Here is a 23,641-nt window from a genome sequence, read left to right on the forward strand (position 1 = left end):
GCGAACGGGCGGGACGAGTCAGTACCTGCGGGGCGCGATCCACAGGAGGAAGTGAGGGTGGTCATGATGCCACCGCCGCGGAGCGGGTCTCAACGCGGCTGTTCCGCACCCACGCTATGACCTCGGCGCGGTCGTAGAGCACGACGTTGCCGGATCCACCGGTGGGCTTGTAGAAGGGGGGATCCTGCCTGCGGCTGCGACGCGCGGCGAGGATGTCCTCCGTCACGGTCGGCAGCAGCTTGCAAACGTCAGCGGGCGAGAGCCAGACGGTGTCCGGCTCAGCCTCGGGCGCTCTGAGCGCAGCGAGGCGGGCCATCAGCCCTGCTCCTTTGCGAGCGACTCGACCGAGACGCCGAACCAGTCGGCCGCCTTCTCGATCTCGTCCAGCTTGAACGGCTTCTTGCCGTTGATGCAGAGGGACACATAGTTGCTGCCTCTGCCCAGAACCGCAGCGAGATCGACGGAGGTTCTTCTCTGAATGGCGAGCTGCGCCCGCACGCCAGTGGCTACCTTCTGCCACCACGCCTGTTCGGTCACCGTTTCCATATGAGCACGGTAACTCTCGTTGGATACTTCTGCAACTCCAAACGGGATTTTTGTATCTAGATGAGTACGCTCCTCTTATGGCATCAGGGAAAGAACCAGACGTCGTCGGCCTTGCACAGGACGTCGCTCGCTACGTGCAACGACGCATCGTTGACCTCGGGTGGTCCTACGACCACGTCGCACGCGCCATCGGTATGTCGAAGGGCTACACCGCGAAACGCGTCACGGGTGCCGCAGCGTTCACACTCCGCGACTTCGAGATGCTCGCGCGCATGTTCGACCTCGAGCCTGAGGAGCTGCTAGCCCGCGTCCAGCTCCCCGAGGCGAGCGACTACGAAGGGCGACTCGTCCCCCGCTACGAAGTCCTCTCACGCCGAGGCGAGAAGGTCGTCTACCGAACCGAGGACGCCGACCCCACGACCATCGACGGCAACATCATCCGCGGTCGCTTCGGATCCGATGTCGGAGCCCCCACCGAGGATGACCTGGACGCCGTAGCGCGCGATACCGACCCGGAGCCCACCGACGAGCAATGACCCCGACCGACGACTATCTCACCGACCTCGCCCGACAGGCAGGTGTCCGAATTGAGTACGCCCGCCTGCGCGATGGCCGCGACGGAGAGTCGCATATCGACCGCCGACTCATTCGCCTCCGCCCCGGGATGCACGCCCGGCTGCACCGCTGCGTGCTCGCACACGAACTCGGCCACCACGCCCTCGGACACCGGCCGACGCCCTTCGGCCCAGCACGCGCGAAACAGGAACGCGCAGCCGAAGAGTGGGGCGCGCTCCGCCTGATCGCGCTCGACGACTACCGGCACGTCGAAGAGCTCCACGCCGGCCACCTCGGCGCGATGGCCGGCGAACTCGACGTCATGCGCTCCACCCTCGAGGCGTTCCAAGCCGTCCTCCTGCGCCTCGGCGACGTCGTCTACGTGCAGCCGAAGATGGGCGCCGGCATGTGGACGCACCGCGAGATTGTCGCCTGATGTCCGTCAAGAAGTACGACACCGCCGCCGGAGTCCGGTGGCGTGTCCGTTACCAGAAGCCCAACGGCCAGCGGACTGACAAGCGTGGGTTCAAGACGAAGCGTGAGGCCGACCTCTACGAGGCTTCGCTCACGGTCTCTAAGGCGGTCGGCGACTACATAGACCCCGCCCTCTCCCGTGTCACCATCGGCCAGCTCGCTGACCGGTGGCTCGCCGGGAAGCGGCCGCCCGCGATGAAGCCGTCGTCGTACGAGCCGCTCGAGATCTCTTGGCGGGTGCACGTCGAGCCCCGCTGGGGGAACCGAGAGATCCGCAGCATCGTCCCTTCCGAGGTGCAGGAGTGGGTCACCGGCATGGGACAGCCCGTCAGCAACCAGCCCGGCAAGTCAGCTACGGTCGCCCTGCGCGCGCTCGGCGTGCTCGCCGGCATCCTCGACATGGCGATCGCCGACGGCCGGATGAAGCGGAACCCAGCTCGCGGTCTGAAAAACATGCCACGAAAGGCCAAGCGGAAGCCCGGCCGCTCATACCTCACGATCGACCAGGTACACGCCCTCGCCGCCGAGGCGCGCTACCCCGGGCTCATTCTGATCATGGTCTACTGCGGGCTGCGCTGGTCCGAGGCGACCGCCCTCCGGGTGCGACACATCAACACAGTCCGCCGACGCGTCCACGTCGAGGAGAACGCGGTTCTCGTCGGCAACGTCATCCACGTCGGCACCCCGAAGTCCCACGAGTTCAGGTACGTCCCCTACCCACGGTTCCTCGACTCGACCCTCTCCGAACTCGCCGCCGGCAAAGGCCCCGACGACCTCCTCATCGGAGACGGACTCGTGCACCTCCGACCCTCGAAGACCCGCGACGGATGGTTCGACGGCGCCGTCTCCCGTGTGCGGAGGATGGACCCGACCTTCCCCCGGATTACCTCCCACGATCTGCGCCACACCGCTGCGAGCATCGCCGTCAGCGCCGGCGCGAATGTGAAGGCCGTCCAGCACATGCTCGGGCACGCCTCGGCCGCCGAGACGCTCGACACCTACGCCGATCTGTTTCCCGACGACCTGGACGCCGTCGCCGACCGTATGGACGCCGCGACACGCGCCGCTGCTGTGGGCAAGATGTGGGCAGGTGTGCTCGCTTGAGAAACGAAGAAGGCCCCCGATCCGCCTGTTTCAGGGGATCGGAGGCCGTTTCGTTCGGAGCCGCCTAAGGGAATCGAACCCTTGACCTATTCATTACGAGTGAATCGCTCTGCCGTCTGAGCTAAGGCGGCGCACCGCTGACGCGTGCACGATCATCGATCTTACATGCTCACCGGGCCGACGGACGAATCGGAGCCGGGGCTCAGTAGTCGCCTGTCGCGGAGCGGTCGGCGAGGATGTCGCGGCTCGACGACAGACCGAGTCGCGTCGCACCGGCGGCGATCATCTCTTCCGCCGCCGCGCGGGTGCGGATGCCTCCGGATGCCTTGACCTCGGCACGGTCGCCGACGGTGCGCTTCATCAACTCGACGGCGTGGACGCTGGCTCCGCCGGCGGGGTGGAACCCGGTGGACGTCTTCACGAAGTCGGCACCGGCGGCCACGGCGGCCTCGCAGACGGCGACGATCGCGTCGTCGGAGAGCACCGCGGACTCGATGATGACCTTGAGCACGGTGGGTGCGGGGACGGCGGTGCGCACCGCGCGGATCTCGGCCTCGACGACCTCGTAGCGACCTTCGACGGCGGCACCGATGTCGATGACCATGTCGATCTCGTCGGCACCCTGGGCGACCGACAGCGCGGCTTCGGCGGCCTTGACCTCGGCGTGGTGCTTGCCGCTGGGGAAACCGCACACGACGGCGACCTTGAGCCCCGCGGGCACCTGGACGGGCAGGAACGAGGGCGACAGGCACACGCTGTACGTGCCGAGCTCGGCGGCCTCGGCGATGGTGCGCTCGACGTCGGCGCGCGTGGCCTCGGGCTTCAGCAGCGTGTGGTCGATGTACGTGGCCAGCTCGGGCGTGGTCATGGATGCTCCTTCGGGCGGGGACGAGGACAAGCCTACGTTCCGGCGGCGGTGCCGTGTTGGGGCCCGACGGTCGCCGGCACCTCCGGGGACGAGCGGGGGGGCGCCGCGGTCGCGGTCGTTCAGCCGCAGCGCAGCCCGTCCTCGGGTACGGTCCCGTCGACGAGGTACGCGTCGACGGCATCGGTGACGCACGCGTTGCCCTTGTTGTACCCGAGGTGCCCTTCGCCGACGTTCGTGACCAGGACGCCCTGCGCGAGCTGCGAAGCGAGGCTCTGCGCGCCCTCGTAGGGAGTGGCGGGGTCGCCGGTGGTCCCGATCACCACGATGGGCGGGGATCCGGGTGCGGTGATCGGCTCGCGCTCGCCCGTGGGCGGCACGGGCCACGACGCGCACGGGTCTCCTCCCCCGGCCCAGTACGGCGCGACGATCGGCGCCTCGGCGTCGAGCCTCTGCTGGAGCGCCGCGAGATCGGCATCCGTCCCCTCGTCGGGGTAGTCCATGCAGTTGTAGGCGACGAACGCCTCCATGGTGTTGCCGTCGTAGTGGTCTCCCACACGGCCGTTGTAGAAGTCGGCGAGTTGGAAGGCCACGTCGGCCCGGCCGTCGTTCACCTCGGAGAGTGCCGACCGCAGGTACGGCCAGCTCTCCTCGCTGTACAGCGCCGCGGTAATGGCCGTCATCAGCGAGTCGCCGCCGAGTCGACGCCCGTCCGCCGCGGTGATGGGGCGCGCGTCGACGCGGGCGAGGAGTGCGGAGAGGTCGGACAGGGCGTCGTCGACCTCGCCGGCGAACGGGCACTCGTCGGTGCCCAGGCAGTCGGACATAAACGCGCGGAGAGACTGTTCGAATCCGACCGCCTGGCGAAGCGACGTGTCGGTGCCCGAGACGCTCGGATCGATACCGCCGTCGAGCACCATGCGGCCCACGCGTTCGGGGAACAGCCCGGCATAGGTGGCGCCGAGGAACGTGCCGTACGAGAAGCCGAGGTAGGTGAGTTTCGAGTCGCCGAGCACCGCGCGGAGCACGTCCATGTCGCGGGCGGAGTTCTCGGTGGTGATGTAGGGCAGGATGCCGTCGCTGTGCTGCTCGCAGGCCGCAGCGAAGTCGGCGGCACGTTGGTCGAGGGCGGCCTGCCGTTCGTCACTGCCCCGCGCACCCGGCGGGATGTCGTAGAGGTAGGCGTCGAGGCCGGGCGGGTCGTAGCAGGTGACCGCGGTGGACTCGCCGACCCCGCGCGGGTCGAACCCGATGACGTCGTACGCCTCGGTGAGTGTGTCGTCGACGAGGATCGACAGCGCCTGCTTCATCAACGACACTCCCGCCGCGCCGGGACCGCCGGGGTTGGTCAGAAGCGACCCGATCGGATTGCCGGAGGTCGCGCGGTGCCGCGCGACGGCGAGTTCGAGTTCTCCCGAGGCCGGGTCGCTGTAGTCGCGGGGTACGGTGACCGTCGTGCAGTCGAGCCCGGTGCCGCACTCCTCCCAGTCCAGGGTCTGCCCGTAGTACGGCAGCAGCTCGGCAGGGATGCCGTCGGTCTGCGGGGCCAGCGAGGCGCCGTCGTCGGGAGCCAGCGGGGGGATCTGTGCATAGAGACACCCGGAAAGGGCCACGGTGAGGGCCGCGACGCCCGCCACGGCGGTGACGAGCCGACGACACAGGCTCACGGCGCTGATCCGTTCGCGACGGTGATGAGCAGACTCTCCAGCGCGAGCAGCGGAGCGGCGTTCTGCTCGAGGTTGCGACGGGTGTCGGTGATGCGGTCGAGGACGCCCAGGGTGCGGGCGGGGGTCCACTCGGTGGCGAGGGAGCGCAGGTCGTCGATCCTTTCGGCGTTGACGAGGTCGCCGTCGCGTCCGTACTGGAGCATGACGACGTCGCGGAAGAGCGACTGCAGGTCGGTGAGCACGCGGTCGATGCCGTCACGGAGGCTTCGGGTGGCCCGACGTTTCTGGTCGTCTTCGAGGGCGTTCAGCTGTCCGCGCACGCTCGGCGGGACAGCGGCACCCTCGGCGACGCCGAGGGTGCGCAGAAGGGTGCGGCGCTCCTCTTCGTCACGGCTGGCGGTGAGCGCTTTCGCGTCGTCGGTGGCCAGACGCACGATGTGGCCGGCCACGTCGACGGCGTCGCTGATGCCGCGCACGGCGAGGACGGCGGAGAGCGTCTCCGCGCGACGGGCGCGGGCGTCGTCATCGGTCGCGAGCCGCTGGGCCATGCCGATGTGACGTTGCGCGTGGCGCGCCGACTCTTCGGCGACATCGGCGGGGACACCCGTGCGCTCGACGATCAGGGACGCGACGTCGGTGACCGACGGTTCGCGCAGACGCAGGACGCGGACGCGGGAGCGGATGGTGGGCAGCAGATCGGCGTCGCTGGGGGCGCACAGCACCCACACCGTCTGCTCCGGTGGCTCTTCGAGGGCCTTCAGCAGGACGTTCGACGTGCGTTCGGCCATGCGGTCGGCGTCTTCGACGACGATGACGCGGTGCCGCCCGAGGGACGGCGCGAACGAGGCGCGCTCGACGAGGCGGCGGGCCTCGTCGATGCGGATGACGACCTGCTCTGTGCGCAGCGCCGTGAGGTCGGGGTGGGTGCGCGCCAGTACTTGGCGCTGCGCCGCCTCGTCGTCGGGGTCGGCGATCAGCGCCGCAGCGAAGGCGTACGCGAGGGTCGAGCGACCCGAGCCGGGCGGACCGGTGATGAGCCAGGCGTGAGCGAGCGCCGCGGGGTCGGCGGCGGCGGCGCGGAGCGTCTCGACGGCATCGGTCTGCCCCCAGACGGCGTCCCAGGGGAAGGGCGCGGCGGCGGGTCGTGAGGGCGAGTCCACTGCGGCCGGCATGCGTTCCACCCTAATCGGGGCCACCGACACCGCCGCTGTCGACCGGCTGGGGGTCGGTGGTGAATCGGTCAGAGAAGACGGGATGCCACAGCCTCACGCACGCGTTCGGCGAGAGCGGACGCGGGCTCGGTGGCGTCCAGGACGAGGAAGCGGTCGGGCTCGGCGGCGGCGAGAGCGAGGAAGGCGGCGCGGACGCGCTCGTGGAACTCGTTCTTCTCCGCCTCGAGCCGATCGAACGGCTTGTCGGCGGCGTCGAGACGCGCCCGCGCGGCGGCGGGGTCGAGGTCGAGGAGGACGGTGAGGTCGGGCAGCAGTCCGCCCGTGGCCCACAGCGAGAGCTCGCGCACGTCGTCCGCGTCGAGCACACGTCCCGCGCCCTGGTAGGCGACGGACGAGTCGAGGTAGCGGTCCTGGATGACGACGTCACCGCGGGCGATCGCCGGCTGCACGACCGTTTCGACGTGGTGGGCGCGGTCGGCGGCGTACAGCAGGGCTTCGGCGCGCGGCGCGATGTGTCCGCGATGGTGCAGGACGATGTCGCGGATGCGGACACCGACGTCGGTGCCCCCGGGTTCGCGGGTGCGAACCACCTCGTGCCCCGCGTGCCGCAGCCACTGCTCGAGGAGTGCGGCCTGCGTGGTCTTGCCGGCACCGTCGCCCCCCTCGAAGGTGAGGAACAGGCCCGGCCCCCCGGCGGTCGTCGCACGCGGGGCGTGCGGCGGCCGGGACGGTTCGGTCGTCACGACTTCTTCGCCGGGGCCTTGCGGGCGGTGGTCGTCTTCTTCGCGGCGGTGCGCTTGGGTGCGGGGCCCTTGGCGCGCTTGTCGGCGATGAGTTCGACGGCCCGCTCGAAGGTGATCTCCATGGCGTTCTCTCCGCGTGGCACGGTGGCGTTGGTCTCGCCGTCGGTGACGTACGGGCCGAAGCGGCCGTCCTTCAGTTTGATGGGCTTGCCGCTGACGGGGTCGGCGTCGAACTCCTTCAGGGCGCTCGATGCGCGACGGGCGCCGTACTTGGGCTCGGCGTACTTGGCGAGGGCCTCTTCGAGCGTGATGTCGAAGATCTGCTGCTCCGAGTCGAGCGATCGCGAGTCGGTGCCCTTCTTCAGGTAGGGGCCGAACCGGCCGTTCTGTGCGGTGATCTCTTCCCCCGACGTCGGGTCGGCGCCGACCACGCGCGGAAGCGAGAGCAGCTGGAGCGCGGTGTCGAGGTCGATGGTGTCCACGGACATCGAGCGGAAGAGCGACGCGGTGCGAGGCTTGGGCGCCGCCTCTTTTTTCGCTCCGCGCTTCTTCGGCGCCTCGACGACCTCGCCGGTGGCCTGGTCGACTTCTTCGGGCTCTTCGGCCTCGACCTCCTGCACGTAGGGGCCGAACCGGCCGTCCTTGACGACGACGAGCTTGCCGTTCTCGGGGTTCTCTCCGAGCACGCGGTCACCGGCGACGGGGGCGTCGATGAGTTCCTGGGCCTTCTCGGGGGTGAGCTCGTCGGGTGCGAGGTCTTCGGGGATGTTGACGATGCGCGGCTTGGCGTCCTCGGGGGCACCGGGCTCGACGACCTCGAGGTAAGGGCCGTATTTGCCGAAGCGGAGGGTCGCGGTGTCGGTGATGCGGGTGGAGTTGAGCTCGCGCGCGTCGATCTCGCCGAGGTTCTCGACGATGTGGCGCAGACCCACTTGCTTCTCGGAGCCGAAGTAGAAGGCCCTGAGCCACTCGGTGCGTCGCTGCTCGCCGCGGGCGATGGCATCCAGGTCGTCTTCGAGCGCCGCGGTGAAGTCGTAGTCGACGAGGTCGGCGAAGTGCTGCTCGAGCAACCGCACCACGCTGAAGGCGAGCCAGCTGGGCACGAGGGCCTGGCCGCGCTTGGTGACGTAGCCGCGGTCGAGGATCACGCCGATGATGCTGGCGAAGGTGGACGGACGGCCGATGCCCTTCTCTTCGAGCGCCTTGACGAGGCTGGCCTCGGTGTATCGCGGCTTCGGCGAGGTGCTGTGGCCCTTGGGCTCGACGTCGCTGATCGCCAGCTCGTCGCCGACGGCGACGACGGGGAGGGACTGGTCGGCGTCGTCGTCGTTGCGCTTCTCGTCGTTGCCCTCCTCGTACGCCTCGAGGAAGCCCTTGAAGGTGTAGACGGTGCCCGAAGCGGTGAACTCGGCGTTCTTCTCCCCGGCCTGGACGGCGAGGGTGACCGTGGTGGTCTCGTACTTGGCATCCGACATCTGACTGGCGATCGTGCGCTTCCAGATGAGGTCGTACAGCTTCTGCTCGTCGCGGTCGAGCGCGGAGGCGACTGCCGCGGGGGTGCGGAAGTCCTCGCCGGAGGGGCGGATGGCTTCGTGCGCCTCCTGCGCGTTCTTCGACTTGCTCTTGTAGACGCGGGGGTTGGCCGGCACCGCCTTGTCGCCGTAGAGCGCCACCGCCTGTGCACGCGCGGCCTTGACGGCCTGCGTCGACAGTGCGGTGGAGTCGGTGCGCATATAGGTGATGTACCCCTTCTCGTACAGACGCTGAGCGACGCCCATGGCGTGCTTGGCGCTCATCGAGAGCTTGCGCCCCGCCTCCTGCTGCATCGTCGAGGTGGTGAAAGGGGCGCGGGGGCTGCGAGTGCCGGGCTTGGCCTCGACCTTCGCGACCGTGGCCTTGGCCGCGGCGACGATGTCGGCGGCGAGTGCCCGGGCCTGCGCCTCGTCGAGCACGACGACGGCCTTCTTGAGCTTTCCGTTGTCGTCGTAGTCGCCCCCGCGAGCGAGCGGGGCGCCGTCCAGACGGTTGAGGCGTGTCGTGAAGGAGGAGCCGGACTTGGATGCCAAGGCCTCGACGTCCCAGTACGTGGCCGAGACGAACGCCATGCGCTCGCGTTCGCGCTCGACGACCATGCGGGTGGCGGCGGACTGCACGCGACCGGCGCTCAGAGCGGTGCCCTCGCGGCCGGAACCGACCTTGCGCCAGAGCACCGGCGAGACGTCCCAGCCGTAGAGACGATCAAGGACGCGACGGGTCTCCTGCGCGTCGACGAGCGACTCATCGAGGTCGCGCGTGTGGTTGACCGCGTCCTGGATCGCGTCCTTGGTGATCTCGTGGAAGACCATGCGGCGCACGGGGACCTTGGGCTTGAGCACCTCGCGCAGGTGCCACGCGATGGCTTCACCTTCGCGGTCACCATCGGTCGCGAGCAGGACTTCGTCGGCGGACTTCAGGGCGCGCTTGAGCTCGGCGACCGTCTTGGTCTTGCGGTCGTTGACGACGTAGTACGGGTCGAAGTCGTTCTCGACGTCGATGGAGTACTTTCCGTACGCCGCCTTCTTGTCGGCGGGGATCTCCTTCTTGGAGGCGAGGTCGCGGATGTGCCCGACGGAGCTGAGCACCTCGTATCCGTCGCCGAGGTATCCCTGAATCGACTTCATCTTCGTCGGGGACTCGACGATGACGAGCTTCTTGCCGTTTGCCACTGGGGTCCTTTCTTCGTTGCACACCATACACACGCCTTCCTGGTCGGGATCCGGGAGGTCGTCTGCGGTCGAGACATCGGGGGGTCCTGCCCGCGAGCGTGCAGCGAACGGAATCCCACCGTACGCGCTGCGGACCGTGACCGTGGCGACGAGGCCGTCGACATCGCATTCGTCCAGGTCCACGCCGCCGGCCTCCGCGACCGCCGCGGCCGCTTCGCACGGCACCCCGGGGATCGCGCCGCTGACGGTGTCGGCGGCGGCGAGCGCGGCGGCATCCGCGATACCGCCGACGCGCTGAGTCTCGGTCATGGCCCCCGCCACCGCGGCGAAGCCGAGCGCCGCGATCATGACCGCAGCCATGACCCCGACCGTCGACACGCTGCCCGCCATCACCCTCCCCCGTCCAGCGCGCACGAGCGCGCGGTGAGGGGTCCGAGTGGCACCGGTCCGGGGATCGGGGCCGAGAGGTCGACGCACACCAGGGTGTCGTCCCTCCCCACCGAAGCCGTCGCACCGATACCGGCGACGACGGCTCGGGCGCGATCATCGTCGCCTCGGCCGAACAGCCGCGCCGACTCGGCCGCGGCATGCTGCAGTCGCACCGCCGTCATCCCCGCGGCAAGCGCGCCGAGGCTCAACATCAGCACCAGCACGATCGCGGGCAGCGCGATGGCGAACTCGGCCGTGACCGATCCCCGATCGTCGAGGAGCCGGCGTCTCACTGCACCGTCAAGGCGCGACGGACCAGGTCGGTGAGGATGCCGCGCACCTCGTCGGAGCGCATGATGACGACGAGGAGGCCGGCGAAAGCGACAGCAGCCATGGTGGCGATCGCATACTCGGCGGTGGCCGCCCCGCGGTCGTCGAGGAACAGGGCAGAGGCGCGTCGACGCGTGAGCGTCGGGAAGCTCGGCGACGCGGGCGCACAGCTTGTGATGGGGTGGGACATCGGTCTCTCTTTCTCTGTGATGGATACGGCGGAAGGAGGGGTCATAGGGGGACGATCGTGGACCGCATCACTCCCAGCACGGCCGGCACGACCGCGAGAAGGAGGAAAGCGGGCAGAGTGCACACGCCGAGCGGAACGAGCAGCCGCGTCGCCAATCGCGCCGCGCTCTCGCGGCCACGGGTGCGGGCGCGCTGACGAGCGAGCCACGCCTCACCGCGGAGAAGTTCGGCCGCGGGCGCTCCCGTCCGCACGGAGAGGTCCAGAGCGTCGGCGACGCCGGGCGACGGCTGCACGGTGACGCCACAGCCCTCGGTCGCCACGAGCGCGCGTGCCCGCTCGATCGACGCCCCCGATGACAGAGCGACCGCGAGGAGCTCGGCATCCCATCCGGGAATTCCGTCTCCGGGCTGCGCCCCACGCGCCAAACGGCGCGTCCAGAGACGCGACGCTCCCACAAGCAGCAACCCCGCGATCAGTGCACAACCGCCCAACGGTTCGCTGAGGATCGAGACCGGATCGAGTCCGACGAGGATGCCGAACGGGAGACCGAGCAGCGGGAGCCAGCTCAGAAGCCGAGCGGTGGCAAGGGGTTCGGCCAGTGCCACCGACACGTCGGCGCGGACCTCCGCGGCATCACGCAGAGCGCCGACGGCGGACCGGAGGGTGTCGGCGAGCGGAGCACCGACGGCAACAGCGACCGACCACACGGCGGCGATGTCGGGCCATGAACCGCCCCCACCGCGAAGCACGGCCGCGACGTCGCCGCCGTTCTGTGCGGCGAGCGCCGTATTCACGAGCAGCGGATCCCGGCCCCGTGCGAGGTGTCGCCACGCCGCCGACGGGGTCACACCCGCCGCGAGGAGGACGGCGAGGCGCATCACGGCTTCGATCGTCGGTATGTCGGAAGCGTCCGGGGATCGCGTCCTCATCCGAGGAGCTCCTCGTCGATCGCGAGCCGATCGCCACGCAGCACCGGCCGACCGATGCCGACGACCCGCCGCCGACCACCCCTCCGTTCGACATGCACGATGGCGTGCACGGCGCTGACCGCCTGGCGCGCCAGCGCGGTGGCATCCATGCCCGCCAACGCTCCGAGCGCTTCCAGCCGGGCCGTCACCTCGCTGAGCCCGCGGGCATGCAGCGTTCCCGCGCCGCCGTCGTGGCCCGTGTTCAGCGCGAGGAGCAACTCGCGGATCTCTGCGCCACGGCACTCTCCCACGACCAGGCGGTCGGGTCGCATCCGCAAGGCCTCGCGCACGAGACGCGCCAACTCGATCCCGCCGGCGCCCTCGAGGTTGGCCTGACGAGCCTCGAGGGCGACGTGGTGCGGGTGACGCGGGTGCAACTCGGCCACCTCCTCGATGGTCACGATCCGCTCGGCATCGGGGACCGCGGACAGCAGGGCGGACAGCAGTGTCGTCTTCCCCGCACCCGTCGCACCGGTGATGAGGAGGTTGGCGCGTTGACCGACGAGCGTGTCGAGCCGGTGTCGAACCACCCCCGGAAACATCCCCGCTCGGTGTAGCCCGTCGAGGTCGGGCGCGTCCCACCGCGGCACGCGGATCGAGATGGCTGTTCCGCGGGTGGCGACGGGGGCGAGGACCGCGTGCACCCGCGTGCCCCGCTCGAGTCGCACGTCGACACACGGGGACGCATCATCGAGGTGGCGTCCACCGAGAGCGATCAACCGTACCGCCAGGCGACGTACCTCCCCCTCGCTCGCGCGCCACGAGGGCACCCGCTCGGCACCGTCGCCTCGGTCGACGAAGAGGCCGTCCTCTCCGTTGACGAAGACATCGCTCACGGCGGGATCGTCGAGGAAGGGGCGGAGGAACGCGAGGGCGGGGTCAGCCCATGCGGCAGACGTATCGGAGGACGACGGACGCGCTGAAGAGGCCGTGCCGGGAACGAGAAGCAGACGGGGGGATGTCACGTCCACGACGGTACGAAGACGGCCCGCATCATCGCGGGGCTCGAAGACCGATCGGTGGAGGATTCTGCTGATCCGCGACCTGGGGAGAACCGGCGCCGCAGCCGCCGCTCGAAGAAAGAGGGGGCGGCATCCCGTCAATGGGGGGCGAGGGATGCCGCCACGCGCCGGGGAAAAATTGGGGGGCTCCCCCCGACGCGCTGCCGGAAACGAAGTTCGGGCAAAGCCCAGCGTACGCATGCACGCGGCCACCGCCAACTCTCGTCACGGGATAAGCGAGCGATATATCAGGTGGGTCGCGGGGCGCCGATGCCAACTATCGGAGGTAACCGCCCCTTGCGGGTGAGGGATAACGTGACCGTGGCGCGAGGACGCGCCGTGCCTCGACCGCGAAGGAGCGCCAGATGAGCAGCCAGATCGATCATCTCCTCACCGAGACCCGCCGTTTCGCCCCGTCGGCGGAGTTCACCGCGAACGCCGTCGCCGACGCGAGCCTGTACGAGCGCGCAGCCGCCGACCGCGAGGGCTTCTGGGCCGACCAGGCGCGTGAACTGCACTGGCACACACCCTTCACGACGGTGCTCGATTGGTCGAACCCGCCGTTCGCCGAATGGTTCGCCGACGGCGAGCTCAATGTCGCCTACAACTGCCTCGACCGTCACGTCGAGGCCGGCAACGGCGACCGCATCGCCCTGCGCTGGGAGGGTGAGCCCGGCGATCGCCGCAACGTGACGTACGCCGAGCTCACCGACGAGGTCAAGCGCCTCTCCAACGTGCTGATCGGCCTCGGGATCGAGCGCGGCGACCGGGTCGCGATCTACCTGCCGATGATCCCCGAGGCCATCGCCTCCATGCTCGCCGTCGCCCGCATCGGCGCCATCCACTCCGTCGTCTTCGGCGGCTTCTCGGCCGACAGCCTCCGCGCCCGGATCGACGACGCCGGCGCCAAGCTCGTCATCACCGCCGACGGTGGCTGGCGCAAGGGCAAGGTCTCTCCCCTCAAGCCGGCGGTCGATCAAGCGCTCTCCGACCGCAACGGGTCCGGCATCCAGGAGACCGTCGAACACGTGCTCGTCGTCAAGCGCGGCGAGAACGACATCGAGTGGACCGACGACCGGGACATCTGGTGGCACGACGTCGTGCCGCAGGCCTCGAGCGACCACGAGGCGGAAGCCTTCCCGGCGGAGAACCCGCTGTTCATCCTCTACACCTCGGGCACCACCGGGAAGCCGAAGGGCATCCTGCACACCTCGGGCGGGTACCTGACCCAGGCCGCCTTCACCAACCGCGTCGTTCACGACGTGCACCCCGAGACCGACGTGTACTGGTGCACCGCCGACATCGGCTGGATCACCGGCCACACCTACGTCGCCTACGGCCCTCTCGCCAACGGCGCGACGCAGCTGCTCTTCGAGGGCACGCCCGACACCCCCCACCCCGGCCGCTGGTGGGAGCTCATCCAGAACCATGGCGTCACGATCTTCTACACCGCGCCCACCGCCATCCGCTCGTTCATGAAGATCGGTCGCGATGTGCCGCAGAGCTTCGACCTGTCGTCGCTCCGCCTGCTCGGGTCGGTGGGCGAGCCCATCAACCCCGAAGCGTGGGTCTGGTACCGCGACATCATCGGCGGCGACCACGCACCGATCGTCGACACGTGGTGGCAGACCGAGACGGGCGCGATCATGATCTCGGCCCTGCCCGGCGTCACCGAGACAAAGCCGGGTGCAGCGCAGGTGCCGCTGCCGGGTATATCGGTCGACGTCGTCGACGACGCCGGTGAGCACGTCGGTCACGGCAACGGCGGACTGCTCGTCATCACCGAGCCGTGGCCGTCGATGCTGCGCGGCATCTGGGGCGACCCCGACCGCTTCGTCGAGACGTACTGGGAGAAGTTCTCGGACAAGGGCTACTACTTCGCCGGCGACGGCGCCCGCCTCGACGACGACGGAGACGTGTGGCTGCTCGGCCGGGTCGACGACGTCATGAACGTCTCCGGCCACCGCCTCTCGACCGCCGAGATCGAGTCGGCGCTGGTGGGCCACGAGGGCGTCGCCGAAGCCGCAGTCGTCGGGGCGTCCGACGAGACCACCGGCCAGGCGGTCGTCGCGTTCGTCATCATCAAGAGCCGCTACATGAAGAAGAACGGCGTCGACGGACTCGGTGACGTGCTGCGCAAGTGGGTCGGCGAGCAGATCGGCCCCATCGCCCGTCCGCGCGACGTGTACATCGTGGGCGAGCTGCCAAAGACCCGGTCCGGCAAGATCATGCGGCGTCTGCTCCGCGACGTCGCCGAGGGCCGCGAGGTCGGCGACACCACGACGCTCGCCGACACGGCGGTCATGAGCGTCATCAGCGCCCAGGTGAAGTGAGGCACTCGCGTCGCGGGTGCCGGGGATCCGGCATCCGCGACGCGTTCCTCATTCGACGTGCCCCGAACGCTGCCGTGTATACGAAAAGCGCATACGAAGAGCCCCAATGCGTCCGCGGAACGGCGTGTGTATACACTAAGGAGACCAACGGCGAGGAGGGATGCGATGCGCGCCAGCGACCGGGCCTACTCCGCGCTCCTCGAAGAGATCCAGACCGGTGCCCTCGCGCCCGGCACCGTGCTCGGTGAGGTCGAGCAGTCCGCCCGCCTGGGCGTGAGCCGCACTCCCCTGCGCGCGGCCCTCGCCCGCCTCACCGCAGACGGGCTCGTCGCCCAGACGTCGCCGCGGGTCACCGTCGTCACCCACGTCGACGGAGATGACATCCGCGCGCTCTTCGTCGTGCGGCGCGCGCTCGAGGAGACCGCCGCGCGGCTCGCCGCCGCATCCCCCCGCGCGGCGCGCTTCGCCGCCCTGGTCCAGGCGTTCGACGCCGCACGCCTCGACGGAGAAGCCGCCCGCGACGCCTACTACCGCCTCATCGCCGAGTTCGACGCAGCCCTCGACGCCGCCGCCGCGAACGAGTACCTCACCTCGGCGCTGCGCACCGTCCGCACCCACCTCGTGCGCGTCCGCCGGCTCGCCCGCTACCAGCCCGAGCGGCTCGCCGCCTCGGTGTCGGAGCACCGGCTGATCGCCGCCGCGATCGCTGCCGGCGACGGCGACCTCGCCGCCCACGCGACCCACGTGCACCTGCACAACGCCCTGACGAGCATCCTCGAGTCCCTCGATGACGCCGCGCCCTCGCCCGACCGAAAGGCCCTCGCATGACGATCACCCACCACCTCCGCGTCCACCGCAGTGACGAGAACCTCGCCCGCGAGGGACAGCTGGCGTGGGGTCTCGCGCGCATCGCCGTCGACCCGGTGGCGGTCGACGACGACGTGGTCGACATGATCGTCAACCGCGTCATCGACAACGCCGCCGTCGCCGCAGCCTCGCTCACCCGCCAGCCCGTCAGCGCCGCCCGCCAGCAGGCACTCGACCACGCCGTCTCGATCGGCGGCGTCGGCGCGACGGTCTTCGGGTGCACGCTCGAGCGTCGCTCGAGCCCCGAGTGGGCCGCGTGGGCCAACGGCGTCGCGGTCCGCGAGCTCGACTACCACGACACCTTCCTCGCCGCCGACTATTCGCACCCCGGCGACAACATCCCGCCCGTGCTCGCCGTGGCGCAGCACACGGGTCGCGATGGCGCCGCCGTCGTGCGCGCCCTCGCGACCGCGTACGAGGTGCAGATCGATCTCGTTCGCGCGATCTCGCTGCACAAGCACAAGATCGATCACGTCGCCCACCTCGGCCCCTCGGCGGCCGCCGGCATCGGCACACTGCTCGACCTCGACCAGGAGACGATCTACCAGGCGATCGGTCAGGCTCTCCACACCACCACCGCCACCCGGCAGTCCCGCAAGGGCGAGATCTCGACGTGGAAGGCCCACGCCCCCGCCTTCGCCGGGAAGATGGCCGTCGAGGCCGTCGACCGCGCGATGCGCGGCGAGACCAGCCCCTCCCCCATCTACGAAGGCGAGGACGGCGTGATCGCCTGGATGCTGGGCGGACCGGATGCCACCTACGACGTGCCCTTGCCCGCCGAGGGCGAGCCCAAGCGGGCCATCCTCGACTCGTACACGAAGGAGCACTCGGCCGAGTATCAGGCGCAGGCGTGGATCGATCTCGCCCGGCGCCTCGGCACCGAGCGCCCCGACCTGCGTGACCCCGCGAACGTGGCATCCATCGTCCTGCACACCAGCCACCACACGCACTACGTCATCGGCTCGGGCTCGGGCGATCCGCAGAAGTACGACCCCACCGCCTCGCGCGAGACGCTCGACCACTCGATCCCGTACATCTTCGCCGTCGCCCTGCAGGATGCCGCGTGGCACCACGTCGACTCGTACACCCCGGAGCGTGCCGGCCGCGAGGACACCGTCGCCCTGTGGCACAAGATCACGACGGCCGAGGACGCCGAGTGGACGCGCCGCTACCACTCCGAGGACCCCGACGAGAAGGCCTTCGGCGGACGCGTCGTGATCACCCTCACCGACGGCTCCGTCGTCGAGGACGAGATCGCCGTCGCCGACGCCCACCCCCTCGGCGCCCGCCCCTTCGCCCGCGAGGACTACGTGCGCAAGTTCCGGCTGCTGGCCGAACCGGTCCTCGCCGCCGAGGAGATCGAGCGCTTCCTCGACCTCGCCCAGCGCCTGCCCGAGCTCACCGCCGAAGAGGTGCTGCAGCTGACCATCGTCGCCAAACCCGGCGTCCTGGCGCTGGCTCCCGCACCGAAGGGCCTCTTCTGATGCAGAGCCTCTGCGGGACCCCGTGCCGGGCTCCGGAGATCAGCCACCGCGGCGGGTCTCTTCGGCGCGGCGCGCGCGGACGGGCAGTGATCCTCCGGAGCGCGGCACGAAAGGAACAGAGCTGATGCTGTACTCCCAGGCGACCCCGGCGCAGAAGCGTCGCACCCTGCGCGAGAAGCTGGCATCCGGGGAGCTCGTGCGGATGCCGGGCGCCTTCAACCCGCTCTCGGCCCGGCTCATCGAACGCAAGGGCTTCGAGGGCGTCTACATCTCGGGTGCCGTGATCTCGGCCGACCTGGGACTGCCCGACATCGGGCTGACGACGCTCACCGAGGTCGCGGGCCGGGGCCAGCAGATCGCGCGCATGACCGAGCTCCCCGCGATCATCGACGCCGACACCGGGTTCGGCGAGCCGATGAACGTCGCCCGCACGATCCAGACCCTGGAGGACGCCGGACTCGCCGGCACCCACATCGAGGACCAGGTCAACCCCAAGCGCTGCGGGCATCTGGACGGCAAGAGCGTCGTGGACGCCGACACCGCGATCAAGCGCATCCGCGCCGCCGTCGACGCCCGGCGCGACCCCGACTTCCTCCTCATCGCCCGCACCGACGTGCGGGCCGTGGAGGGCCTGGATGCCGCCGTCGACCGCGCGAAAGCCCTGGTCGACGCCGGCGCCGACGCGGTGTTCCCCGAGGCGATGCGCGACCTCGGCGAGTTCGAGGCCATGCGCGCGGCGCTGAACGTCCCGATCCTCGCGAACATGACCGAGTTCGGAAAGTCGGAGCTCTTCTCCACGGACCAGCTGCGCGACGTCGGCGTGAACATGGTCATCTGGCCCGTGTCTCTCCTGCGCCTGGCGATGGGGGCCGCCGGACGTGGCCTGGACGCCCTGGCATCCGAGGGCCACCTCCGCGACCAGCTGGGCGAGATGCAGCACCGGGCGGACCTGTACGACCTCATCGACTACGAGCACTACTCGCGCTTCGACGCGAACGTGTTCGACTTCACCGTCACGAAGGAGTGAGCATGACCGACGTCGAGATCAAGAAGGGCCTGGCCGGGGTGACGGTGGACTACACCGCCATCAGCAAGGTCAACCCCGAGACCAACAGCCTGCTCTACCGGGGCTACCCCGTGCAGGAGCTCGCGGCGACGCAGCCGTTCGAGGCCGTGGCCCTTCTGTTGTGGAACGGCGAACTCCCCGATGCCGAGGAGCTGCGCGCCTTCGAGGAGTTCGAGCGGGCCCACCGCGATCTCGACCCGGCCGTCCGCACCGCGATCGACCTGCTGCCGCTGGACGCGCACCCCATGGACGTCGTCCGCACCGCCGTCTCGGTGCTCGGAGCCTCCGCTCCGGCGGCCGAGGTCGCCGACTCCTCCGCCGCGGCCGACCTCGCCAAGGCGAAGCTGCTGTTCGCGAAGGTCCCGGCGATGGTGGCCTACGACCAGCGCCGCCGCCGGGGCGAGGAGATCGTCGAGCCGCGCGCCGACCTCGACTATGCGCGCAACTTCCTCTGGATGACCTTCGGCGAGGAGCCGCACGAGGTGGTCGCCCGCGCGTTCGCCGTGTCGATGGTGCTGTACGCCGAGCACTCCTTCAACGCGTCGACCTTCACCGCGCGCGTCATCACCTCGACCACCGCCGACCTGTACTCCGCCGTCGTCGGCGCGATCGGAGCCCTCAAGGGTGCGCTGCACGGCGGCGCGAACGAGGCCGTCATGCACATCCTCGACGAGATCGGCTCAGCCGAGAACGTCGCGCCGTGGTTGGATGCCGCTCTCGCCGAGAAGCGCAAGATCATGGGCTTCGGGCACCGCGTGTACAAGAAGGGCGACTCGCGGGTGCCGACCATGAAAGCCGCTCTCGACACCCTCGTCGAGCACTACGGCGCCGGCGACCTCGCCGCTCTGTACGACGCGCTCGAGACGGAATTCGTCGGCCGCAAGGGCATCTACCCCAACCTCGACTATCCGTCCGGTCCGGCATACCACCTCATGGGCTTCGACACCCTCACCTTCACGCCGCTGTTCGTCGCCGCGCGCGTGACCGGGTGGACGGCGCACATCATGGAGCAGGCGGCATCCAACGCCCTCATCCGTCCCTTGTCGGCCTACAACGGATCCGACGAGCGGCACGTCGAGGGCTACGTCGCCGGCGAGGCCGAGCGGGAGGTCGCCGAGCGCGACGAAGAAGCGCAGTGATCCCGCCGCCCCGACCCGGGGCGGTGAGATGGGCCCCGCACCCGGGGCCGACGACAGGTCCCGCGACGCGGCGGGATCGGACGAGGAGAGATCGATGAAGATCGTGGTCCTGGTGAAAGACGTGCCCGACACCTGGGGCGAGCGCTCGCTCGACCCGGAGACGGGCCTGACGCGGCGCGGGGACAGCGACCACGTCCTCGACGAGATCAACGAGCGCGCCGTCGAAGCGGCCCTGACCCACGCCGACGCGCATCCGGATGCCGAGGTGGTCGTGCTCTCGATGGCACCGGATGCCGGGGTGCCGACGCTGCGGAAGGCGCTGGCGATGGGCGCGCACGCCGCGGTCCACGTCGTCGACGACGCTCTGCGCGGCGCCGACCTCTCCCTGACGGCCGAGGTGCTCGCGGCGGCGCTGAGACGCATCGGCTTCGATCTCGTCGTCGCCGGCAACCTCTCCACCGACGGGGCCGGCGGAGCGCTCCCTGCGATGCTCGCCGAGCACCTGCGCGTGCCGCACGCCACCTCGCTGTCGAAGCTCGAGATCGGCGACGGCGAGGTGTCGGGCACACGCGCGACCGAATCGGCGACGGCACGGGTGTCGGCACCGCTTCCGGCGGTCATTTCCGTCACCGAAGCACTGCCGGACGGACGCTTCCCCACGTTCAAAGGCATCCTGGCCGCCAAGAAGAAGCCCTACGAGACGCTGACCCTGGCCGATCTCGGTCTCGATGCCGACCCGGCGCGGGCACCGTGGTCGATCATGACCGCTGTCGCCGCGCGACCGCCGCGCGCGGCCGGCACGGTGATCGTCGATGAGGGCGACGCGGGCGAGCGACTCGCGGCGTTCCTGGTCGAGAACCGGCTGGTATGAGGGGGCGACCATGACCGACTCCATCCTGGTCCTTCTGGAGACGACTCCCGCGGGCGCGCTCGCGAATTCCGCCGCGGGAATGATCTCCGCCGCGCGCACGATCGGCACGGCGGTCGCGCTCGTCGTGGTGGACGGCGAGCGCACCGCCGTCGTCGACGGGGCCGTCGCAGCCGGAGCAGAGCGGGTGCTCGTGGCGGCCGGCGATCCCACCGCCCTCACCGGCCCGGTCGTCGACGTCCTCGACGCCGCGTTCGAGCGCGTGTCGCCCGCCGCGGTGCTGATCCCGCACACGGTCGACGGACGCGACGCCGCCGGACGTTTCGCGGTGCGGCGGCGCCTGCCCCTCGCGATGGATGCCGTGGGCATCGAGCGCGACGAGAAGGGCGTCCTCGCACGGCATTCGGTCTTCGGCGGCGCGTTCGACGTGACGTCGGCCTCCACGTTCGGCGCTCTCGTCGTCACGGTGCGGCCCGGGGCGTTCGACGCGCGCGCCGCCGCGGTGCCGCAGGTCCCGGTCGAAACGCTCGACGTCGCTGCCTCGGGCGCGCCCGCAGCGACGGTCGACCAGATCGAACCCGCCGACGCCCCCTCGGCCCGCCCGGAGCTGCGCAGCGCCGCGGCCGTCGTCTCGGGCGGGCGGGGTCTCGGCTCCGCCGAGGGGTTCGCCCTGGTCGAGCAGTTGGCGGATGCGCTCGGCGCCGCCGTGGGAGCCTCCCGGGCGGCGGTGGATGCCGGTTACGTCGCCGCTGCGGCCCAGGTCGGTCAGACCGGGGTGTCGGTGTCGCCGCGGCTGTATGTCGCGCTCGGCATCAGCGGTGCGATCCAACATCGCGCGGGGATGCAGACCGCGCAGACGATCATCGCCGTCAACACGGACCCCGAGGCGCCGATCTTCGCGATCGCCGACCTCGGCATCGTGGGCGACGTCTTCGCGGTCGTGCCGCAGGCCATCGCGGCACTGGAGGCGAGGCGGTCGTGAACGCCGTGCTGCGCCGGGGCCTGCCGCGTGTGGCGGGCGGGGAGCCGTGGCCACCGTCCGGCGAGGCCGTGCCGTCCATGGGCGAGGCCGTGCCAACCATGGGCGAGGCCGTGCCAACCATGGGCGAGGCCGTGCCAACCATGGGCGGGGCCGTGCCGTCCGGCGGAGTTCATGCCCGACACACCGCCGCCGACCGGCTCCCGACGGCGAGTTCCGCGGAAACCCCGCGGGACGGCGCGCGCCCCGACCTCGCAACCACGGATGAGGCCGCCACCGCCACCGCACCCGGGGTGTCAGCACCGGGCCAGCGGCGAGGACTCCCGCGCGTGCCCGGCGGAGAGCCGTGGCCGCCCGCCTCCGCACGGCGCGCCGCCGCCCAACCCGTGCCGAACGCCGCGCCCGCGGCATCCGTCGACCCCGCTGCCCTCACCGGCCCCCGTCCGCCCCTGCGCGTGCGCCGGACCGTCTTCCCGACGGCGTCATCGGAGCGGTGGAGCGCTCTGCGCGCCGAACGTCTCGGACACGAACGGCAGCCGGCCATCGCTGAGCCCCGCCGCCTCGGCTTCACCGTCCTCGGCATGATCGCCCTCGCCGTCACCGCGGGCATGGTCGTGCTGTTCACGCGATGGCTCGTCAGCACCCCGCCCCTGGAGGCGTTCTTCGCCGCGTACCCGGGCGAGTATCCGCCCCCCGACACCGCACCGGTCGGTCTGCCGGCGTGGCTCGGGTGGCAGCACTTCCTCAACGCGTTCTTCCTCGTGCTGATCGTGCGATCCGGTGTGCAGGTGCGGCACCAGACCCGACCATTGGCCTTCTGGTCGCCGCGGCGCGACCCGAAACGCAGGATCAGCCTGACCCTGTGGTTCCACCAGGCGCTCGACGTGCTGTGGGTCGTCAATGGCGTGCTGTTCGTGGTGCTGCTGTGCGCGACCGGGCAGTGGATGCGGATCGTCCCGACGTCGTGGGAGGTCCTCCCGAACGCGATCAGCGCCGCCCTGCAGTACGTATCGCTCGACTGGCCCACCGAGAACGGCTGGGTGAACTACAACGCGCTGCAGCAGCTGTCGTACTTCGCGATCACCTTCGTCGCCGCGCCGCTGGCGATCGTGTCCGGCATCCGGATGTCGAGCGTCTGGCCGCGCGACTCCGCCCGCCTGAACCGCGCCTACCCGATCGAATGGGCTCGCGCGGTCCACTACCCCGTCATGCTGTTCTTCGTCGCGTTCACGGTCGTCCACGTCGGACTCGTGCTCGCCACCGGCGCGCGACGAAACCTCAACCACATGTACGCGGCCCAGGACGGCGCCGGGTGGCTCGGGATCGTGCTGTTCGCGGCATCCCTCGCGGTGATCGCGGCGGCGTGGATCGCCGCGCGACCGCTCGTGCTCGCGCCGATCGCGCGCCTGTTCGGCGATGTCGCGACGCGGTGACGCCGGTCAGGAGACGGTGAAGACGACCTCGACCTCGACCGGGCTGTCCAGGGGCAGCACCGGCACGCCGACGGCGGAGCGCGCGTGCGCACCGGCATCGCCGAAGACCTCGCCGAGGAACTCGCTCGCGCCGTTGATGACGCCCGGCTGCCCGGTGAATTCGGGAACGGATGCCACGAACCCCGTGATCTTCAGGACACCGGTGATGTTGTCGACACCGCCGACCAGAGACGCCGCCGCCGCGAGGGCGTTGAGAGCGCACTGGCGCGCGTAGGCCTTGGCATCCGCCGGCGACACGAGTCCGTCGCCCTCGCCGACCTTGCCCGTCGCGGGGAGCGCTCCCTGCACCATCGGCAACTGCCCGGAGGTGTAGACGAGGTCGTCGTGACGCTTCGCGGGAATGTAGGCCGCGACCGGCGGGACGACTCCGGGGAGCTCGACGCCCAGCGCCCCGAGGCGCTCCGAGACGCTCACTGCTGGCCCTCGAACTGGCGCGCGGCAGTGGCGGCGGCACCGAGGCCGGCGTTGGCCTCTCCCCCGCCGACGGGGCGCTTGAAGTACGCGACCAGGCCGCCCTCGGGGCCGGTGACGACCTGGACGAGCTCCCACCCCTGCTTGCCCCAGTTGTTGAGGATCGCGGCGGTGTTATGGATCAGCAGCGGCGTGGTGAGGTATTCCCACGTGGTCATCGGGGCTCCCGGCGGGTCGGCTCGGCGGTCGAGC

24 protein-coding genes and 1 tRNA gene are annotated in these 23,641 nt (G+C 70.3%); 11 read left to right on the forward strand and 14 right to left on the reverse strand.

What is annotated here, in order from left to right:
* Positions 1-61: 61 nt before the first annotated feature.
* A complete protein-coding gene (locus tag LL239_RS14640) occupies positions 62-316 on the reverse strand; it encodes a hypothetical protein (protein WP_228164184.1) in 255 nt (84 codons plus the stop codon).
* Positions 316-546, reverse strand: a complete 231-nt coding sequence (locus tag LL239_RS14645; protein WP_228164185.1) for a helix-turn-helix domain-containing protein — start codon at positions 544-546, stop codon at positions 316-318. Before LL239_RS14645 ends, LL239_RS14640 begins: the two co-directional genes overlap by 1 nt.
* A gap of 77 nt (positions 547-623) precedes the next feature.
* Here LL239_RS14645 and LL239_RS14650 point away from each other — a divergent pair, with 77 nt between their 5' ends.
* From LL239_RS14650 to LL239_RS14660, 3 genes are read left to right on the forward strand one after another with little or no spacing between them, the layout of a single operon-like run.
* Positions 624-1,082 carry a helix-turn-helix domain-containing protein gene (locus tag LL239_RS14650; RefSeq protein WP_228164186.1) on the forward strand — a complete coding sequence of 153 codons (459 nt, stop codon included), beginning with the start codon at positions 624-626 and terminating at the stop codon, positions 1,080-1,082.
* On the forward strand, positions 1,079-1,537 hold the full coding sequence (locus LL239_RS14655) for an ImmA/IrrE family metallo-endopeptidase (protein WP_228164187.1): 459 nt from the start codon (positions 1,079-1,081) through the stop codon (positions 1,535-1,537). Before LL239_RS14650 ends, LL239_RS14655 begins: the two co-directional genes overlap by 4 nt.
* Entirely contained in the window at positions 1,537-2,679 is a 1,143-nt protein-coding gene (locus tag LL239_RS14660) for a tyrosine-type recombinase/integrase (RefSeq protein WP_228164188.1), read from the forward strand. The genes LL239_RS14655 and LL239_RS14660 overlap by 1 nt, the downstream gene beginning before the upstream one ends.
* Before the next feature lie 58 nt (positions 2,680-2,737).
* Here LL239_RS14660 and LL239_RS14665 read toward each other — a convergent pair.
* The 10 genes from LL239_RS14665 to LL239_RS14710 form a co-directional block, all read right to left on the reverse strand.
* Positions 2,738-2,810 (reverse strand) — tRNA-Thr (locus tag LL239_RS14665).
* A 71-nt stretch (positions 2,811-2,881) separates the two neighbouring features.
* A complete protein-coding gene (gene deoC / locus LL239_RS14670; protein ID WP_228164189.1) occupies positions 2,882-3,547 on the reverse strand; it encodes a deoxyribose-phosphate aldolase in 666 nt (221 codons plus the stop codon).
* Between the two features lie 119 nt (positions 3,548-3,666).
* The gene (locus LL239_RS14675; RefSeq protein ID WP_228164190.1) at positions 3,667-5,211 is read right to left on the reverse strand and encodes an alpha/beta hydrolase; all 1,545 of its coding nucleotides are present in this window, start codon (positions 5,209-5,211) and stop codon (positions 3,667-3,669) included.
* On the reverse strand, positions 5,208-6,383 hold the full coding sequence (locus tag LL239_RS14680; RefSeq protein WP_228164191.1) for a DNA polymerase III subunit delta': 1,176 nt from the start codon (positions 6,381-6,383) through the stop codon (positions 5,208-5,210). Before LL239_RS14680 ends, LL239_RS14675 begins: the two co-directional genes overlap by 4 nt.
* A gap of 68 nt (positions 6,384-6,451) precedes the next feature.
* Positions 6,452-7,126 carry a dTMP kinase gene (tmk, locus tag LL239_RS14685; RefSeq protein WP_228164192.1) on the reverse strand — a complete coding sequence of 225 codons (675 nt, stop codon included), beginning with the start codon at positions 7,124-7,126 and terminating at the stop codon, positions 6,452-6,454.
* The gene (topA, locus tag LL239_RS14690) at positions 7,123-10,221 is read right to left on the reverse strand and encodes a type I DNA topoisomerase (protein WP_228164193.1); all 3,099 of its coding nucleotides are present in this window, start codon (positions 10,219-10,221) and stop codon (positions 7,123-7,125) included. The genes tmk and topA overlap by 4 nt, the downstream gene beginning before the upstream one ends.
* Entirely contained in the window at positions 10,221-10,553 is a 333-nt protein-coding gene (locus LL239_RS14695) for a TadE family protein (protein ID WP_228164194.1), read from the reverse strand. Before LL239_RS14695 ends, topA begins: the two co-directional genes overlap by 1 nt.
* On the reverse strand, positions 10,550-10,780 hold the full coding sequence (locus LL239_RS14700) for a DUF4244 domain-containing protein (RefSeq protein ID WP_228164195.1): 231 nt from the start codon (positions 10,778-10,780) through the stop codon (positions 10,550-10,552). The genes LL239_RS14695 and LL239_RS14700 overlap by 4 nt, the downstream gene beginning before the upstream one ends.
* Positions 10,781-10,821: 41 nt before the next feature.
* On the reverse strand, positions 10,822-11,709 hold the full coding sequence (locus tag LL239_RS14705; protein ID WP_228164196.1) for a pilus assembly protein TadB: 888 nt from the start codon (positions 11,707-11,709) through the stop codon (positions 10,822-10,824).
* Positions 11,706-12,713, reverse strand: coding sequence for a TadA family conjugal transfer-associated ATPase (locus LL239_RS14710; protein ID WP_228164197.1), 1,008 nt, complete (start codon positions 12,711-12,713; stop codon positions 11,706-11,708). The genes LL239_RS14705 and LL239_RS14710 overlap by 4 nt, the downstream gene beginning before the upstream one ends.
* A 401-nt stretch (positions 12,714-13,114) precedes the next feature.
* Between LL239_RS14710 and acs the strand changes: the two genes are divergently transcribed.
* The 8 genes from acs to LL239_RS14750 all read left to right on the forward strand — a co-directional run bounded on the left by acs (position 13,115) and on the right by LL239_RS14750 (position 22,918).
* Entirely contained in the window at positions 13,115-15,082 is a 1,968-nt protein-coding gene (gene acs, locus LL239_RS14715) for an acetate--CoA ligase (RefSeq protein ID WP_228164198.1), read from the forward strand.
* A 165-nt stretch (positions 15,083-15,247) separates the two neighbouring features.
* Positions 15,248-15,910, forward strand: coding sequence for a GntR family transcriptional regulator (locus LL239_RS14720; RefSeq protein WP_228164199.1), 663 nt, complete (start codon positions 15,248-15,250; stop codon positions 15,908-15,910).
* Positions 15,907-17,433 carry an MmgE/PrpD family protein gene (locus LL239_RS14725; protein ID WP_228164200.1) on the forward strand — a complete coding sequence of 509 codons (1,527 nt, stop codon included), beginning with the start codon at positions 15,907-15,909 and terminating at the stop codon, positions 17,431-17,433. Before LL239_RS14720 ends, LL239_RS14725 begins: the two co-directional genes overlap by 4 nt.
* A gap of 124 nt (positions 17,434-17,557) precedes the next feature.
* The gene (prpB, locus tag LL239_RS14730) at positions 17,558-18,460 is read left to right on the forward strand and encodes a methylisocitrate lyase (protein WP_228164201.1); all 903 of its coding nucleotides are present in this window, start codon (positions 17,558-17,560) and stop codon (positions 18,458-18,460) included.
* Positions 18,461-18,462: 2 nt separating this feature from the next.
* Entirely contained in the window at positions 18,463-19,638 is a 1,176-nt protein-coding gene (locus LL239_RS14735; protein ID WP_228164202.1) for a bifunctional 2-methylcitrate synthase/citrate synthase, read from the forward strand.
* Between the two features lie 94 nt (positions 19,639-19,732).
* Positions 19,733-20,509, forward strand: a complete 777-nt coding sequence (locus LL239_RS14740) for an electron transfer flavoprotein subunit beta/FixA family protein (RefSeq protein WP_228164203.1) — start codon at positions 19,733-19,735, stop codon at positions 20,507-20,509.
* Positions 20,510-20,519: 10 nt separating this feature from the next.
* Complete coding sequence (locus tag LL239_RS14745; RefSeq protein ID WP_228164204.1) at positions 20,520-21,488, forward strand: electron transfer flavoprotein subunit alpha/FixB family protein; 969 nt, start codon at positions 20,520-20,522, stop codon at positions 21,486-21,488.
* A 326-nt stretch (positions 21,489-21,814) separates the two neighbouring features.
* The gene (locus tag LL239_RS14750; protein ID WP_228164205.1) at positions 21,815-22,918 is read left to right on the forward strand and encodes a cytochrome b/b6 domain-containing protein; all 1,104 of its coding nucleotides are present in this window, start codon (positions 21,815-21,817) and stop codon (positions 22,916-22,918) included.
* Between the two features lie 6 nt (positions 22,919-22,924).
* Here the strand turns inward: LL239_RS14750 and LL239_RS14755 are convergent, their stop codons facing one another.
* Together LL239_RS14755 and LL239_RS14760 are read right to left on the reverse strand one after the other, a co-directional pair.
* Positions 22,925-23,392: a RidA family protein gene (locus LL239_RS14755; protein ID WP_228164206.1), complete on the reverse strand. Its 468-nt coding sequence runs from the start codon at positions 23,390-23,392 to the stop codon at positions 22,925-22,927.
* Positions 23,389-23,607, reverse strand: a complete 219-nt coding sequence (locus tag LL239_RS14760) for a hypothetical protein (RefSeq protein WP_026095616.1) — start codon at positions 23,605-23,607, stop codon at positions 23,389-23,391. The genes LL239_RS14755 and LL239_RS14760 overlap by 4 nt, the downstream gene beginning before the upstream one ends.
* Between the last annotated feature and the right edge of the window lie 34 nt (positions 23,608-23,641).

Origin of the sequence: Microbacterium testaceum, from assembly GCF_020781835.1 — a bacterium.
Taxonomy (GTDB): Bacteria; Actinomycetota; Actinomycetes; order Actinomycetales; family Microbacteriaceae; genus Microbacterium; species Microbacterium testaceum_H.